This is a genomic window from Mesorhizobium sp. WSM4837 (assembly GCF_055811435.1).
Map to the genome: position 1 here is coordinate 1 of NZ_JBVVQE010000109.1, position 14,257 is coordinate 14,257.

The window sequence follows — 14,257 nt, forward strand, 5'->3', positions numbered from 1 at the left end:
ATATTCCCAATCCTCCGCCATCGACAATGCTTACAGGCTGCAGGGTAGGCTGATGCTCGTCGTCGGCGAAATGGACCGCAATGTCGACCCGTCCTCCTCGCTCCAGCTTGCCGACCGACTCATCAAGGCGGGAAAAGATTTCGACATGGTCTATGTGCCTGGTGCCGATCATGGCGCGCCAGGCATCTATACTGAGCGCAAACTCCTGGACTTCTTCGTTCGCAACATTCTTGGTCAGACCCCACCCGACCGAGCAAAAGAGCAAATATGATGCTTCGGCAGCTTCTGCCTATAGCAATCCTCGCGCCCGTTTTGTTGGCTATGATCGAGGCGGCAAGCGAGCGGAGAACTGCTCGGACGAGGGCCTGCGCCGATTCCTGCGCAATGGTGACCTTAGCAAGACGAAAACGGGAACGACATGGGCGCCCCGCCTCTGCCTGCCTCTTCGATGACGGCACGCTTCTATCTTGCATGCGTCGTTTTGCCTCCGCTCGCCAATCGCGGCTTTCCCCGGAAGCGGGACGGAAGCGGGGCGGGCGGCGAGTTGCGACCGGAAGGGCCGCCGTCCAGGCGGATCGCATCCGAAGGACCGGAACGAAGAGAAGGACCCGAAGCGAGAGCGAAGGGTTGCGGTTCGACCCCAGAGCCTCGTGGGTGGCGATGATATCTTTCACGCTTGGGCCGAGCGGGACGCTCCGGCCGACCTTGGGGATGGCTCGTATCTCTTGAATCATCTTTTCCGCGAAGTCAGAATGTGGATGCGTCTTCGGTCAGTCCGCTGGCCGGCGGTCAGCGCATCATTTCGGTGACTAACCTCGACGAGGCGACGAGGCGGGCCGCCGGACGCACATCACCTCAAGTCAGCGACCCACACGCGACGCATGGCCAAAACCCAACTTCGCCCTGATCCGGAATGCTTGCCGCCAGGGCCTTGGCGATCTGCCGAGCCCTAGATGACCGGCACGAGTATAGGCGAGCCCTTGCGTATGGGGGGCGCTCGGCTTCATCCTCTCAGCGGAGCCGAACCCTACCGCGGCGCAGATACTCGGTAGTCGGCCCTGAACAACGGATAAGGCGCTGATATTGTAGGTATTGCGAATCCGGGAAGACCAGTGGAAGCATCCGATTTCGCCGTTTTCGGCTGGAGTGCTTGCAGGCACCAGGCAAGCCAAAGCGCGAGAACCGTGAGGATCAGGCGCAGATTTTGGCCGCGGCGACGAGCAGCGCATTGATCGCATTGCCAGCATGACCGAGGAGAGCGTGCCATCGATCGACTGCTCGCAAACCGGGCACGCATTGGTGATCGCCCATTCGTCCCGATTGAACAACCGGCGGATTTTCAGCTTTCCTTGTTCTTTTGTGGGTCCCGGGCGAGCACCTCCAGACGCTGCAGATAACGACGAACGTTGCCGCGAATGGCCGCTATCGCGTTGTCCCGCAAGACCGCTTAGGAGACAGGCCGCGCGATCGGTTGACACGATGCCCAAGCGGCGTCGCGGACATCGGGCTTGCGCAGGTTCATACACCGTCGACCAGGGGCGGACGTGGCTATATCCGTGTTGCGCCTCGGCAAGCATCCCGGCGCGGCGTAGGGCTGGCGAAGGCGATGAGTTGGCGTCGGGATGTCGCGTGCGGTGCGCGCCGGAAAAGCCGCAAAGGTGCAGCCGGCATCGCCGAGAGAGGTGCCAGGCGGCGGCACTCGAATTGCCTCCGCCTGGCTTGGCTGGTTCATTCGGCCATGAACAGCGGCTGAACTCTGGCCCATTGATCGGCGGTGCGGAAGCCGCCCCGGGTCGTGTAGCTTTCGGGGGGGAATTTCATCCAGCGCGGCAGCCATGCGTCGACTTTCTCCCTGCTGTTCTCGTCGAACAGGAAGTCGCGGATGGTTGTCTTTTGCGTCTTCACCTTCTCGAAACATTGCCGTGGGCGACATGCTTGCCGCCGATATCGGCGAGTATCAGATTGGCAATTTCCTTGTCGCGCAACAGGTCGAAGAGGGCGTCGTCGGCTTGCCAGCGAGCTGGCCATATCGACATTCAGGTGATTGGCAAGCGCCTCGATGACGGCGCTGCCGGCTTCGACCGTCTCGGCCATGACGATGGCGAGAACGCGCAGGACATCGTCGTCGGACAGCGTCGACAGCCGGGCGAAGACGCGCGCTGTGGCAAAGGCATCGCCGTTGCCGCCGACGACCGCGCCAGCCTCCTCCGGTTGCCCCAGCAGCGCCAAAACCTCGCGCCGCCTTCGCAGAATACGGCTTCGGCCTTGCAGGCTGCGAGGCTTGCCGCCACCGCTTCATTGGCGGTACGCTGCGGCTCGTGGCGAACCTGCCACAGGCCCGAACCTGTGATGGGATGCGCCCCCATCAGGCGCAGCGCGACACCCGGACGGTCGAGCATGGCCGCGCGCACCGCGGCATGGCAATGCAGATCGACATGGTTCTGCATCGGCCCGGTGAGTTCCGGTCGCGACGGCTATGCGGGGGTTTCTTCGTGCTCGCCGCCCTCGCCTTGCGGGCGGGCGCGGCGGGCATCCTTGCGCGACAGCCAGCCCTCGTGGCACTCGACCGCGCTGCGATGCGAGACTGATATGAAGACCTTGCCACCTTTTTTTCTTCGGCGTCTTTTCGTGGTCCCAAGACTTGGAAAAACTGCCCCGGTTCCAGCACGGCCACGTCGGCCAGCCGGCTTCCAGATAGGCGTCGCGTCTGGCAGCGATCGCCTCGTTCTGCTTTTGCCAGAACAGGTCGGCGTCGGCGAAATAGCTGTCCTCGCCGAACAGGTCGCAGACGATCAGGCCCGGATAATCCTCGACGACAAACAGCGCCACCTCTGAGGAAATCGACTGGCCGCCGAACAGCCATTGTTTCAACTGGTCGCCGCGCGGCGCGTATTGCTCCGGATCGGCATAAAGCGCCAGCCAATCCTTCTGCTGCGCCTTGGAGGCCATGGTCAGATTGCGCGCCGTCTCGGCGTCGATTTCCGCGCGCCGATAGGCCTCGCGGATTTTCGGCAAGAGGTCGCCGAGCGCCAGAATGCGTTTGACCAAAAGCTCGGTGATGCCGAAAGTGGCGGCGATGTCGGCACGCTGCAGCCCTCCTTGATCAGCCGCGAAAACGTCTCCCGCTGCGACACCTCGTCGGGATCGCGCCGGGCGAAGTTTTCGATCAGCAGGCCTCGAGCGCATCGGAGTCGTCGCCGTCTTCCATGATGGCGCAGGGCAAGGCATCGCCCTCACCGCGCTCGTCGGCGAGCGACTTCGCGGCGAGATAGCGGCGCCGGCCGGCGACGATCTCGAAGCTATCCGGCTCGATGTTGGGCCGCACCAGAAGCGGCACAAGGACGCCGCGCGCGCGAACGGACGGCAGGATGTCCAACACGTCGGGCGCGCTGGAATGGCCCCATGTGAGCGTGGAAATGCTGAGCCGGTCGAAAGGAATATGGGCAAGCTGCATGGTTCGTCTCCTTCGTTGGGGGTGGAATTGTCCCCGCCGCAAGGGCCGAAGGCCGGCGCGGCGGGGGCGGTTTTGCGCCTTATCGGCGCTCTTGCTCCGCCGCGTCTGGCGGAAGCTCGGAATGGGATTTGGCAGTGCTTCCGCTGCCTGCCGCAGAAGCCGCTCGGCTTCGGTGATGTGGCCGGCGCTGCGCGCCGCTTGGGCGTAAACGGAGAGCGGAAAGCGCGCCTTGAACCAGAGGTCGCGCTCGATTCCGAGGCCACGCCGAGCCTTGGCGCTTGCAAGCTCGGCAAGGCTGACGCTGCCGAGTTCCGGGAAGCCGAAGCCGAGGTCGCAAAGGCCGAACATTGTGTCGCCGTCGGCGTCGAGTTCGGTGAGAAGCCAGGTTGCTGGCCCGGTTGGATCGAATAGTCTTACCACCGGGACATGGTCGGTCTCGATGTCAGTTGCGCCATTGGCGAGCAGCTGGGCGCGCAGTTCGTCGGTGATCAAGATCATGGGAAAACTCCTCTCAAATCAGGTCGAGTTGATTTCTGTCGGCTTCATCGAGCAGCCCGGTATCGAGCGGCTTCTGCGCCGCGCGCGGGCGCGTCGGCCAAGAGGGCAAGGCGGTTGCGCGTGGTGACCGGCCGGACACGGGAATGAGCGTCTGCTCGCCTTGCGGCGTCGGTTCGGTCTGCAGGGTGTCGGGATCGCGCGACGCTCATGCCGCGATCTCATCTTGTTGCGCGCCTTCGGTCTCGGCGTTAAAGCCAAGAAGAAAATCGGCGGCTTTGGAGGCAAGGCTGGCGGCGCGGAAGATGGCGCGATTTTCCTCGCGCAGCACCTTCAGCCATGTGCCGATATAGTCGGCATGGCGCACGGTCGGCTCGATGCCGAGCGTCGAGCAGACAAAGGCTGCGGCGATTTCGGCAACCAATTCCTCGCGCGCATAGGTCTTGGAACCGAAGGCGCCCGAGAGGTCGCGCGCCAGCCGCGCCGGGTGGCCGGTCCAGTGGCCAAGCTCGTGGAAGCAGGTGCGGTAATAGTCGATCTGCTGAAAGAATGCCGGCTTCGGCGGCACCTGAATGGTGCCACTGCCCGGCATGTAGAAAGCGCGATCGCCGCCGATGCGGAAATCCGCGCCGCTTCCTCCAATAAGCGCCTCGGCCTGTGGGATGATCTCGCGTTCGGGCAGCGGTTCGGCGTTGCCGTAAAGGTGCTCGGGCAGGCCGTCGCACTGCGCGATGTTAAAGACGGTGAAGCGCTTCAAATAGGGCACGGCCTGCGGCTCGTCGCCGTCTGTCTTGGCGCGCTCCTTCTCGTTTTTGGGGACAAAGCGGTCGGCATGCACCATTGTTGTGCCGCGCTCGCCCTTCCTGACATGGCCGCCAAGAGCAAGCGCCTGCCGGAAGGTCAGCCAGTTCTGGCCGGGATAGCTGCGCTCGATGACGGCGCCCCACAGGATGAGGATGTTGATGCCGGAATAGCGGCGCCCGGTGGCGGCATTCCCCCGCAGACCGAGGTCGGCCTTTGCGCTGCCCCATGGCTTGACCCATGGCACGGTGTCGCGCTCCAGTTCGGCAATGATGCTGTCCGTGATCTCCTGATAAAGGCTGGCGCCCGGGCGCCCGCCCTTAGCCGCGCCAGCCTCTGCGCTGGCGCAACGCTTGTCGTTTGCACGCATTCCTTTCGTCCTCCGCTAACCACTCGCCGCGCCTTTCCCCGGAAGGGGGTGGGCGGCGAGACGCGACCGGAAAGGCCCGCCGTCGGAGGCGGACCGCATCCGAAGGACCGGAACGCAAGAGTAGGACCCGAAGCGAAGCGAAGGGTTGCGGGATGCCGCGGCGGGCCTAGAAGGGAGTGCCGCCCACCCCGCGCCGCCGGGAAAGGCCAACGAACAAACCGCGTCGGCCGACAGGCCGGCGACCGTCAGCAGCCGACAGGCTGCCCGCGCCAGGGGGCGAAGCCGGATGGCCGAGACCGCCTGAGCCTGCCGAAGAAAAAGCGGCTCGGTTCACGAGCACCCGGCACGCGCCGTCAGGCGCGCGGGCGCGTCAAGCTAAGGCCAAATTGGGTTCTTCCGCATATTTGGGGCAGGGACTACTTTTTTCGGGTGTCCCTTTGTCCGGTTGGGTCAAGCGGCTGCCAGAAGTAGCCTCCGGAGGAGTGGATAGGCGGCGCGCCAGTACATCTGGCGCTTGGTCGTCTTGAGGTGGTTGATCTGGCCTTCGACCGGGCTCGTGCTCCAGGACTGGTGATTGGCGCCCGGACAGCCTCAATGTCACGGCTGAGACCTGCCGCAATGGTAGCCAGTTCGGCGGGCCAGGTCAGCCGCGATTGAAAGTTCCGGAGCATGTTCATGCAGATGGTGGAGGAACCGCTCGGTCTTGCTCAGCCGACGTCGCGTGCTTCACGCTCGATCACATCGAAAGAATCGGGCCATTTCCTCGCTGCCGTGAATGTTCGGTGCGACGCGCTCTCAGTCGGCGGTGAACAACACGTCCGTTGGTACCGATCGTCCGATAAAGTTGAACGCGGGTTCTGAGTGCGGCTCGACGTTGTCTGGAAGCCGACGATTGAGGGCTATCAGCTCACAGCTGTCGCAATGGGCCTATTCGATGGCCCAACCGGTTTGCATCTCTCTCCTAATACCAATCGGGGACAAGGACGATGCTGCGAGATCAGAGACGGTCTACCGCGGAACGACAGCTCGGCTGCGCCGTGCAGACATCGGTTTGGGGCCGGTCGGGTTCATTCAATCAGAACGAGGTCTTGATGCCGACCATCACCGTCGCCGCGGCAAAATCGCCGCCGATCCGGTCGTCGTCGCCGTCCCTTTTTGCGCCGGTCGACATGTCATAGGTGTTGTAGTCGCCGCGAGCGGTGAACACCTTTTCGTAGGAACCGGAGACGAAGAAGCTGGTCCGCTCGTTGTACTGGTAGCCGACGCTGCCGCCGACCATCAGAACCGGCGCCGATTCGAAACCATCCTCGAAGCGCAGGTCACGCAGCCAGTGATGATCGGTATCGCCGGCCGAGAAGGTCATCCCGCCCTTCAGCGCAAAGCCGAAGTTCCAGCGATTCTGGACATAGGTCGCATCTATGCCGGCGAAGGCGACCGGCAATTTCTGCTGGTAGCTGATGACCTTTGCGCCTCCTGGGTAGTCGCCAACCGAATCCCGGAAGCCGGCATCGCTGGAGACGTAAGAGCCGCCATAGGCAGTCCACTTGACCGAGGTGTACTTGAAGCCACCGTTGACGTTGATCAGCAGTTGGTCGCTGACCTGGAAGTCGTGGCCGAGCGCGACGGTTGCCGAATAGAAGTGATCAAGATCGGTCTCGGAAAAGCGCGAACGGTCGCTCCAGTCGTTCCAGCCATCATTGGTCGAGAATCGCGGGTTCCAGTCATAGTCTTCCATGTAGCTGTCGCCGCTGAAGGCGATCTGACCGGACAGCTTGGCGGTCCAGCCGGCCTCGCTGCGCGCCGTCATCTCGGCTGAAACGACCGGAGCGGTGCTTTCCCAGATAAGGTGGCTCAGCTTGGAGCCGCTGCCGGGATCCCGATAGACTAGCTCGTTGGCCTCGATGTCGATGACGCCGACGCCGCCAATGAAAGAGAAATTGGGATTGTAGGGCGCCGGTTCGCTCACCACCGCGGCACTGGCCATCGCCGGCCAGGCAGCGAGCAACGCTGCCGCTCCACCAAAGAGTTTCGCATACAATTTCATGAAACTACCCTCATAGGAATGATCCGTTATTCGGCTATACGCTGCGTAACCGGGTGCACGTCAGGTGCGGTCGTCTATGCAGCGCCCCTGTAGGTTGGCAGATTGCCGCCCTCGGCTCGGTTCCTCAACACTCAAGGAAACGCCGTTAGCGTGACCCGATTGACGGCGGTTTTTGCCGATGCGTTCCGGGCGGCCGCCGGCGTGACGGGAATCTTGCATTATCTGAGGCACACATTTGCGATGACGATGCTGGTACGATTGCAGCGGCAGGCAGCGACCACGCCGGACCTCAATCCGCTGAGATCGTGCAGGTTGCTTTGAGCCAGTCCACAGCAGACACTCTGAGTCTAGATTATCCGACAGAGCCGAGGGCCGACTTCCTCGAACCCGTTCCGCAGATAGAAATCGAGCGTGCGCTTCCATTTTGGTTGCCCGGGCGCTCCAACCTCAAGTCGCTTCCAGCCACGAGCACGGCTTTCCTGCGAGGCGACCTCAAGCAGATGAGGGGCAATCCCTTTGGAGCGCATGTCGGGTCGAACATACAGCTCCGAAATGTAGCCGAACTTGCCTCCTGCATGGATCGCCGTGCATTCATTCAGCACCATGATGCCGACCGGCTCGTCATCTGCACTTGCGATCACAGCGACCCGCCAGCGTCGGCAAGCACCGTCTCCGCGCTTTGTCTGACGACCTCGGGCGTGGGCGCTTTCCCGCCAGTGAGTTCATCGAGTAGCGCGTGAATGAAACGGGCGACCGTCTCTGCGTCCGTTGCGTTGGCGCTGCGAGTAGATATGGAAGGCATATTCTCTCCTGGCAGTGGTCAAAATTCCGATTCCTGCTGCCATCCGCGCAGGTCCGACTCACTTTTAGATGTAATGTCGGGATAATGAAAAGCATTTTTTCATTAAATTATGTTAAAATACTGCAAACAAATATTACAAGTATGCAGGATTCCGGATGACTTGATGTGAATTGCCGCAGATAGGAGACATTTTCACATCAAAGGAACCGGGTTACTTCGTTGTCGATGAGAATTTGAGAGCAGTGGCCGTCGACTTGACTCGTGAGTCCAATCGTCTCCTTGGGCCGGCTTGGCCACCAAGGTGGGCATCATCGGACAAATGAACTCCAGCCGGCCAGCACCGGAACTCACTCGTTTACGCACAGAATCGAGTCTAGGCCCGTCCCATCTGGTGGCTAGTGGAACGGATTGTGATCGTTTACTAAATTAGCAATTCTGCACGAAACGGCTTATTGTTGGTCCCAGCCGGCGGACACGACCACACCCCGCCGGTTAGGCCCGCCGGTCGGTTGCCTACCCCGCAGCGGCTGTCGGGCCGTCCCCATCACAGTTCGGACAATCAACGTGAGCCGAGATAGAACCAACAACCCCGCAACCGGGATCAAGGGCAAGCGCCACGGGCCGCCTGTGAACGACGAAGCAGAGCATTTCGAGTCTGCCCTGTCTGTGGCCTCACGTTCGACAAGCGAAACCGTGGCGAGGTGCTGCATCATTATCTCCCCGAACATGAGCCGTTGAAGCTCGATGGATAAATGGCCCGTCTTTCCCATATAGGGCCATGACACCTCCTACTCGGGCGAGAGATACATCTCCGCCTCCTTAGCGGCAGCCACGAAAGCCTAGCGACGACATGGGGGTCAATCCGATCGCCCTCCATCGCTAACAGGCAAAGCGTCCACGCCTTGTGCCAGCGAGGTCCTCTCCGGGTCCACCTCTTGAGCTGCTCAAGGGCTGCCCTCGCATTGTTGCAGCCATGCCTGCCGCCGTCCGATCAATCTTCACGAACACCCGAGGGACAAACCAAAGGGTTGTCATGAAGGGTAACTAGAGTGGGTCGGAATATTTGGTAGAAATTTCTGAGCGGGCCGCGATCGGGTAGGGCTGCGCGGGCATCCAGGAGACCTAACCAAAGTGGCGTAATACCTCCTCCTCCTCGGCAGCAGCCAGGAATGCCTTACGGGCCTCCTCAGCTTCCAACTTGTCGGCAATCACGGCAATGCAAACGCGCAGCGCGAGGTTCCACTTGGGGCCACGCTTAGTGCAGTTCAGGAGTTTCTCAACTGCTGCCTCAGCAGTGTCGACGCTGCGCGTCTGATCGGGAGGCTCAGTTCTCACGCTGACCGAGGGGCTGAAAAAATGCGGCACGTTGCTGGGAACTAGGGCAGCCGCGGTCTCCTCAGCCCATTCTTGCTCTCGCCGCTCAAGCTCCTCCTGAAGCTCCACCGCTAAAGCAGCAAGCTTCGGCGGCAAAGGTCGGTCGTCCAACAGGCTTAGCTGCTTGCGCAACTTCCGACGATTATCTTCCGAACTGATCAATTCTCGGAAGGAACGATTATCCCTATCTCGGGTGGCCATAACGGTTCGCCTTAAGCTTTTTACGCGACTCATTTGGTTGCTGAAGGTTCCCGGAGGCGGCCGGATGAGTTGTCACAGCATTATTCGTTAAGGTCGAAGGCTACTGCGCGTCCAAACGCCGGAGCGGTCGCCACGATAACGTCGACCAGGGCCGTGTTACTGATTTCGAGGTCAGGGCCATCTTGGCGAACCGCAGCTATAACGGCCTTGACGGAGACTGCGCCACCGTGCGGGACCTTCTGGATGGCCTCGTGCACAAGCTCCACGGCTATGCGCTCGCAGTCCGTCTCGATGTCCACCTGAGGCCTCCCTGGACATAAACCCAAGCACCCATTTGTTGGCACGCCGCTTGTAAAAATCAACAACCAATTTCGTACAATGGGACCGCGAACAACTGTGGCGAGGACAACCGGCTCGCGCTAGATTGAACGGCTACTACCCGCCCTTATCGGATGCCACCGACAGGCCGAGGGCAGTAGCTGCTTCTATAGGCGCAGCGTGCCGAATATGGTCGATGTCGCCTTGATCGAAACGCTGTCCCCACGGTCAGCCCTGTTGAGGATTGCGGTTATTGCGTGCTCTTCAATTGGACCAACCCTTTGCACACTCATCCGACTCTCCGAACAGCTCTTGTGGCAATTCTGCACAAGAGATGCCGAAGGGACGAACTTCCCCTCCAACCAACTGTTCCATCCGGAAACGAAAAACCCGCCGCACAGGAGAGCGACGGGTCGACCAAGCGACCACCGAGCGCGGGGTGGGTCGGGATTTGCCCGGTGCGAGGATCGTGAAAAAATTATACGCGGCCGGGTGCGTCGCGTCTACCAACCGGCAGTTGGCACTTTTCGGCACGGCGGACTTAATGTGGCGCTTTCCCCTATAGGGTTTCGCGGTCGCCCATACCTTCCGGGAATTGAGCGCTTGAGAGCGAGCAACGTGCTTTCGCCTAATCCGCCTCTGGGCACCATCACCTTGCTGAGGTGTTGATGCAGCTGAAAAACAAGCAAAATTAAATGCTTAGGCTACCCGAGTGCTACGCACAGGTGTTACACATGGTCCTAGCTATGAGCCGTCCAACAAAGCATCGCAAGACCGGCGTTTGCTGGTTCCGAAAGCGGGTTCCAGCCGACATTGCCGTGTTGACCGGCCGCTGAGAAGTCAACAAGACGCTGGGAACCAAGGAAATACGCAGAGGTGCTTGCGGAGTTTGAACGCGAGTGGGCGCAGCTTCGGCTCGGAAATCGCTCGGTCAATGGAACCAGCTTGGGTCGTCCTGCTGCTGCCGGTGTAGATGCGCTCACACCGGCCTCATCACGGACCGGGAGGCGCACCGTTTTGCCAAGGCCGTGCACGACGAATGGCTTGCAAAATTCTACGACAATCCGAGTGAACAGCTCCACTGGCACACCGAGCTGTATGAGGGCATGTGGAAAAAATATCCGTTGCCATCAACCGATCCAGTTGCTGGAGTGGAAGGCATCGCTGATCCCATCCCGGGGACAATGCCAATCGAGAATGTCTTTTGGCAATCGATGAGGGATTGATGCATCGGCAGGGCTAAGGGTATCCTAGCCGACAACGGCTACAGTGACGATCCGTGGAGCATCCACAAAACTGCACTTGCAGTGAGGGCCGCTCTGCAGCGAGCTAGTCTAACGCTGCAAAGGCTTGAACGCGGAGAGTTTGAGCCAAGCGCGGAGCCCGGGTGGGTTCATGGTTCGGCAACTACTCAGCCAGCCGTCAGTCGCTCGCCGAAGACCGCGGCTTACGGCGAAATCAATCGCCCATGATGACAACCAGGCACCCGAGGACCACCGCCGCCAAACTGTCCGGGACTTAGCGAAACGCCTGTCCGCGACTTAGCGGAATCCCTGTCCGGCTTTTACGAAATACGCATACCGGTCACCTTCCGCCCTTCCATCGCTTAGAGGGTGCGGCATTCACCCCGGATTCGGTGATTCTCGGTTCGCCGGGGTGGCTGGTCTCGCACGAGGGGGGCGAGCATGCCCGGTTACGCACGATCGTGGCGCCGGTCTTCAAAAACCGCAGGGTGAAGCTGCTCGCGCAGCAGGTCGAGGCGATCGCCGCGCAGTTGTTCGAGACGCTGGCGGCCCAGCCCCAGCCCGCCGACCTGCGGCGCCACCTTTCCTTTCCGCTTCCGGCCATGGTCATCAGCGCGCTGATGAGCGAAGGCGCAAGCACGCTGAGCGAAGCCGAGCGGGAACAACTACCGGGATTCCCGGCGGACCGTGACGACCTGGCCCGACTTTACACCTTTGAGCCCGGCGACCTCGATCTGATCCGGCGTTGCCGAGAGGACCGCAATCGCCTCGGCCGGCACTCCTCCGACTTGAACGTGAGAGTCGATGCGTCGGATTGTCCCATCGCAAATTCTGACATCCCAGCGTCCCTCGCGAGCGCTCGCAATTCGGCTGGAGGTGCCAGACAGAAAGTTCGAAAAGCTTCCAAGAACCCCAGTTAAGCTTCTTTTCTTATTATTTCTACAACACTTAGCAGACATGAGAAACTTCCAAGTTTTGCTCGTAGGCGGATGATCCACGTGGCACTCAGCCTGTAGATTATCCGCACTCTATCTAACGAGTGGGACCCTGGGCTCAAAACTCCCGGTCGGTGTATACCCAAGGGCCTGCTTCCTCGATCCGAAGCGCCGCATTGGCGACGGTCTCGTCGTCGGCATCGGGATAGTTCTCGCGAATCCATTCCTCCGCATCGATGTTCCAAGCCTCCACGAGATCGCCGGCATAGTGCTGGTGGTCCAGCGCTAGCCCGAGGTTCTCTTGGCTGCGGAAATCAGCGACGATTCCGTTTGCTAATGGAATGTCCATATCAGGCCTCTTGGTGAGTCGGGATCGATGATCCTACGGGCGGGAGTGCCAACCACGCAAGCAAATCTCATCGAGTCATGAATATGTGTTCTCGCGTGTGTAGTTTCAGAAAGGGAGCGGCAGGGCTTGAACCCAGTGCATTGCCGCAGCAGCTGCACCTTGAAGTAGCTCATACAGCTGGCCAGCGTATGCAATAACGACAGCACCGACCGCACCCGGTATCAGACCTTGAATCCCAGCATCGACGGTTGCATTAACACGGTCCATTAACCAGCCTCCAATGGTCCCTGCTACGCGCCGGAGCACGGTGCTGCTTGCGTGAACAGCTTCAATTGCAGGCTCAGGTGCCTGAGCTTGATGGCGAAGTTCCCCGATAGCGCGCTGAATTTCATCCAAGTCGCCTCTGGTAACAGGAAGGTCATCGATCGGACTTGGCGGATTGTTGTGACCGATCATCCCCCGATCGCGTTGGCCGGCTCTGATCAGGTCTTCAAGTCTATCTAGGCGCTGAAGCATTTCCTGTCGAAGTTGTTCGACCGTCAGCGCGTCATCGTCCTCTACATCTTCAGGTGGGATGATGTCCGGCAGGGGATCGTTGATGCTATAGATTCCGTCGTCCTCTTCGTATGGCGCGTCATTCCCGATGTCGGTCGGAGCCCAGTCATACAAGCCGTCCTTTTCAATTTCCTCTAGGGCTTTCTGCATCGTGTCGAAGTCGACAACCTCGGAAAACGTGTCCTGAATCTCTTCATCCGCGTTGTAAGGGCCACCCCAAATCCATTGGTAACCGCCCTCTGCACTTTCGTAGGGAGTCTTCTCGGCCGGATCTTCGAAGTGCTCCTGAAACCACGTAACCATAAGCTCGACCTTGGCAGCCCGAGAGAGCCTACGAAATCTAGACTTCGTGAACTCTTCCTCGCCGATTGAAATGAACGGTTTACGTGCCATGCCTCTCCTCGCCCTTGGCCTATATGCCAGTTTCTAGCCGCAAATGAAAAGCCGCCGGGGTGGAGACGGCTCACAGCCAGCCAGTTTCGGATATAATTCAGTATCACTATCATCTTTCCGATCTTGATCGCCGAAACCCGCTCCCGACATCGGGAGAAGCATCGGCGGTCACACGCCACCGATCCGCGGAGCGCGTTCCGGGAGATCGGATGTAGGGCCAAGCTGGGGAAGGATTCGAACGGCACTTCTGGAGACCGTTGTGGCGTCATCGACGCTGTGCCATTTGCAGCGGGCCAATTCTCGCCCTATGGCTCCGTTTACCTCTGGCTGCAATCACGATCACCGCGACGGCGAAGCCGAGCGGCCGCAGCTGGCTGGCATCCTCTTGTGTTTTGATGGTGGAAGGTCCGGCGCCAGACCGGGAAAGCCACCGCGGAAAGAGCGGGGTTGGCTTGCTCCTGGCGGATGCCGGCAGGGGTGTTCTGCCCAATAGCGATGCGCAGATGGCCGAAATTCATGAGCGGCGTCCTAGATCTCAATCGCTGCGCAGAATGCGTGCTTCGAGCGCGGCTGCCACGAAAGCTCGTCGAGCGGCTGGTGGATGGGTCTTACCGCGTAACACCTGCAGACAGGTGTCCATCGCTATTCTGCGTTTATCGGTCTCATGATGCAGATCCCGGAGCAAGATAGCGGCTGCGTCGTTGACGTCCAACACGATTCGCTCCGAGCTCCGGCGGCTAACCTGAACAATGACTGGCCTCTCAAATCTGATCAAGCCGGTCATCTCTCCCCTCCTCCACAGCCACTATGAGGCAAACAGCCCCGGGTCGCATTTATTTACTCAGCTGCGCGGCGACAATCAAGGTGAGACTCAGCGTCAATCAGGATGAGACTCGGCGGCGGGGGTGTGACGAAGGGAGGG

Annotated in this window: 14 protein-coding genes and 2 pseudogenes; 4 read left to right on the top strand and 12 right to left on the bottom strand. The window is 60.4% G+C overall.

What is annotated here, in order from left to right:
* The coding region (locus AC0L3D_RS34290) for a prolyl oligopeptidase family serine peptidase (RefSeq protein ID WP_473647291.1) at nucleotides 1-271 on the top strand (271 nt) is incomplete at its 5' end.
* Between the two features lie 1,457 nt (nucleotides 272-1,728).
* Here AC0L3D_RS34290 and AC0L3D_RS34295 read toward each other — a convergent pair.
* The 9 genes and pseudogenes from AC0L3D_RS34295 to AC0L3D_RS34335 form a co-directional block, all read right to left on the bottom strand.
* On the bottom strand, nucleotides 1,729-2,229 hold the full coding sequence (locus AC0L3D_RS34295; RefSeq protein ID WP_245430207.1) for a hypothetical protein: 501 nt from the start codon (nucleotides 2,227-2,229) through the stop codon (nucleotides 1,729-1,731).
* 66 nt (nucleotides 2,230-2,295) lie between these two features.
* Nucleotides 2,296-3,186 (bottom strand): hypothetical protein, encoded by an 891-nt coding sequence (locus tag AC0L3D_RS34300; RefSeq protein ID WP_473647292.1) that lies wholly within the window; start codon nucleotides 3,184-3,186, stop codon nucleotides 2,296-2,298.
* Nucleotides 3,167-3,454, bottom strand: a complete 288-nt coding sequence (locus AC0L3D_RS34305) for a ParB N-terminal domain-containing protein (protein ID WP_473647293.1) — start codon at nucleotides 3,452-3,454, stop codon at nucleotides 3,167-3,169. The genes AC0L3D_RS34300 and AC0L3D_RS34305 overlap by 20 nt, the downstream gene beginning before the upstream one ends.
* 79 nt (nucleotides 3,455-3,533) lie before the next feature.
* A pseudogene (locus tag AC0L3D_RS34310) lies at nucleotides 3,534-3,952 on the bottom strand (DUF2958 domain-containing protein).
* A gap of 205 nt (nucleotides 3,953-4,157) precedes the next feature.
* Nucleotides 4,158-5,120, bottom strand: a complete 963-nt coding sequence (locus tag AC0L3D_RS34315) for an ArdC family protein (protein WP_473647294.1) — start codon at nucleotides 5,118-5,120, stop codon at nucleotides 4,158-4,160.
* Between the two features lie 1,075 nt (nucleotides 5,121-6,195).
* Nucleotides 6,196-7,164 carry an omptin family outer membrane protease gene (locus AC0L3D_RS34320; RefSeq protein WP_473647295.1) on the bottom strand — a complete coding sequence of 323 codons (969 nt, stop codon included), beginning with the start codon at nucleotides 7,162-7,164 and terminating at the stop codon, nucleotides 6,196-6,198.
* A gap of 347 nt (nucleotides 7,165-7,511) precedes the next feature.
* Nucleotides 7,512-7,805, bottom strand: coding sequence for a GNAT family N-acetyltransferase (locus AC0L3D_RS34325; RefSeq protein ID WP_473647296.1), 294 nt, complete (start codon nucleotides 7,803-7,805; stop codon nucleotides 7,512-7,514).
* Between the two features lie 1,283 nt (nucleotides 7,806-9,088).
* Complete coding sequence (locus tag AC0L3D_RS34330; protein ID WP_473647297.1) at nucleotides 9,089-9,541, bottom strand: DUF982 domain-containing protein; 453 nt, start codon at nucleotides 9,539-9,541, stop codon at nucleotides 9,089-9,091.
* A gap of 80 nt (nucleotides 9,542-9,621) precedes the next feature.
* A complete protein-coding gene (locus AC0L3D_RS34335; RefSeq protein ID WP_473479244.1) occupies nucleotides 9,622-9,840 on the bottom strand; it encodes a hypothetical protein in 219 nt (72 codons plus the stop codon).
* A 918-nt stretch (nucleotides 9,841-10,758) separates the two neighbouring features.
* On the opposite strand from AC0L3D_RS34335, the gene AC0L3D_RS34340 reads away from it, so the two are divergent.
* From AC0L3D_RS34340 to AC0L3D_RS34350, 3 genes and pseudogenes are all read left to right on the top strand, one after another.
* A complete protein-coding gene (locus AC0L3D_RS34340) occupies nucleotides 10,759-11,085 on the top strand; it encodes a hypothetical protein (RefSeq protein ID WP_473647298.1) in 327 nt (108 codons plus the stop codon).
* A gap of 389 nt (nucleotides 11,086-11,474) precedes the next feature.
* Nucleotides 11,475-11,726: pseudogene (locus tag AC0L3D_RS34345) on the top strand (cytochrome P450); the annotation flags it as partial.
* Nucleotides 11,724-12,023: a DUF4158 domain-containing protein gene (locus AC0L3D_RS34350; protein ID WP_473647301.1), complete on the top strand. Its 300-nt coding sequence runs from the start codon at nucleotides 11,724-11,726 to the stop codon at nucleotides 12,021-12,023. The pseudogene AC0L3D_RS34345 and the gene AC0L3D_RS34350, both read left to right, overlap by 3 nt.
* 133 nt (nucleotides 12,024-12,156) lie before the next feature.
* Here the strand turns inward: AC0L3D_RS34350 and AC0L3D_RS34355 are convergent, their stop codons facing one another.
* The 3 genes from AC0L3D_RS34355 to AC0L3D_RS34365 form a co-directional block, all read right to left on the bottom strand.
* Nucleotides 12,157-12,387, bottom strand: coding sequence for a hypothetical protein (locus AC0L3D_RS34355; protein WP_473479240.1), 231 nt, complete (start codon nucleotides 12,385-12,387; stop codon nucleotides 12,157-12,159).
* 105 nt (nucleotides 12,388-12,492) lie between these two features.
* Nucleotides 12,493-13,335 carry a hypothetical protein gene (locus AC0L3D_RS34360; RefSeq protein ID WP_473647299.1) on the bottom strand — a complete coding sequence of 281 codons (843 nt, stop codon included), beginning with the start codon at nucleotides 13,333-13,335 and terminating at the stop codon, nucleotides 12,493-12,495.
* Nucleotides 13,336-13,870: 535 nt separating this feature from the next.
* Complete coding sequence (locus AC0L3D_RS34365; protein ID WP_473647300.1) at nucleotides 13,871-14,119, bottom strand: DUF982 domain-containing protein; 249 nt, start codon at nucleotides 14,117-14,119, stop codon at nucleotides 13,871-13,873.
* Between the last annotated feature and the right edge of the window lie 138 nt (nucleotides 14,120-14,257).

What these genes read in the sequence shown, in the direction of transcription:
- AC0L3D_RS34300 (WP_473647292.1), bottom strand. Translation starts at nt 3,186, where the DNA reads ATGCGCTCGAGGCCTGCTGATCGAAAACTTCGCCCGGCGCGATCCCGA.
- AC0L3D_RS34305 (WP_473647293.1), bottom strand. Translation starts at nt 3,454, where the DNA reads ATGCAGCTTGCCCATATTCCTTTCGACCGGCTCAGCATTTCCACGCTC.
- AC0L3D_RS34315 (WP_473647294.1), bottom strand. Translation starts at nt 5,120, where the DNA reads ATGCGTGCAAACGACAAGCGTTGCGCCAGCGCAGAGGCTGGCGCGGCT.
- AC0L3D_RS34320 (WP_473647295.1), bottom strand. Translation starts at nt 7,164, where the DNA reads ATGAAATTGTATGCGAAACTCTTTGGTGGAGCGGCAGCGTTGCTCGCT.
- AC0L3D_RS34330 (WP_473647297.1), bottom strand. Translation starts at nt 9,541, where the DNA reads ATGGCCACCCGAGATAGGGATAATCGTTCCTTCCGAGAATTGATCAGT.
- AC0L3D_RS34350 (WP_473647301.1), top strand. Translation starts at nt 11,724, where the DNA reads ATGAGCGAAGGCGCAAGCACGCTGAGCGAAGCCGAGCGGGAACAACTA.
- AC0L3D_RS34355 (WP_473479240.1), bottom strand. Translation starts at nt 12,387, where the DNA reads ATGGACATTCCATTAGCAAACGGAATCGTCGCTGATTTCCGCAGCCAA.
- AC0L3D_RS34360 (WP_473647299.1), bottom strand. Translation starts at nt 13,335, where the DNA reads ATGGCACGTAAACCGTTCATTTCAATCGGCGAGGAAGAGTTCACGAAG.
- AC0L3D_RS34365 (WP_473647300.1), bottom strand. Translation starts at nt 14,119, where the DNA reads ATGACCGGCTTGATCAGATTTGAGAGGCCAGTCATTGTTCAGGTTAGC.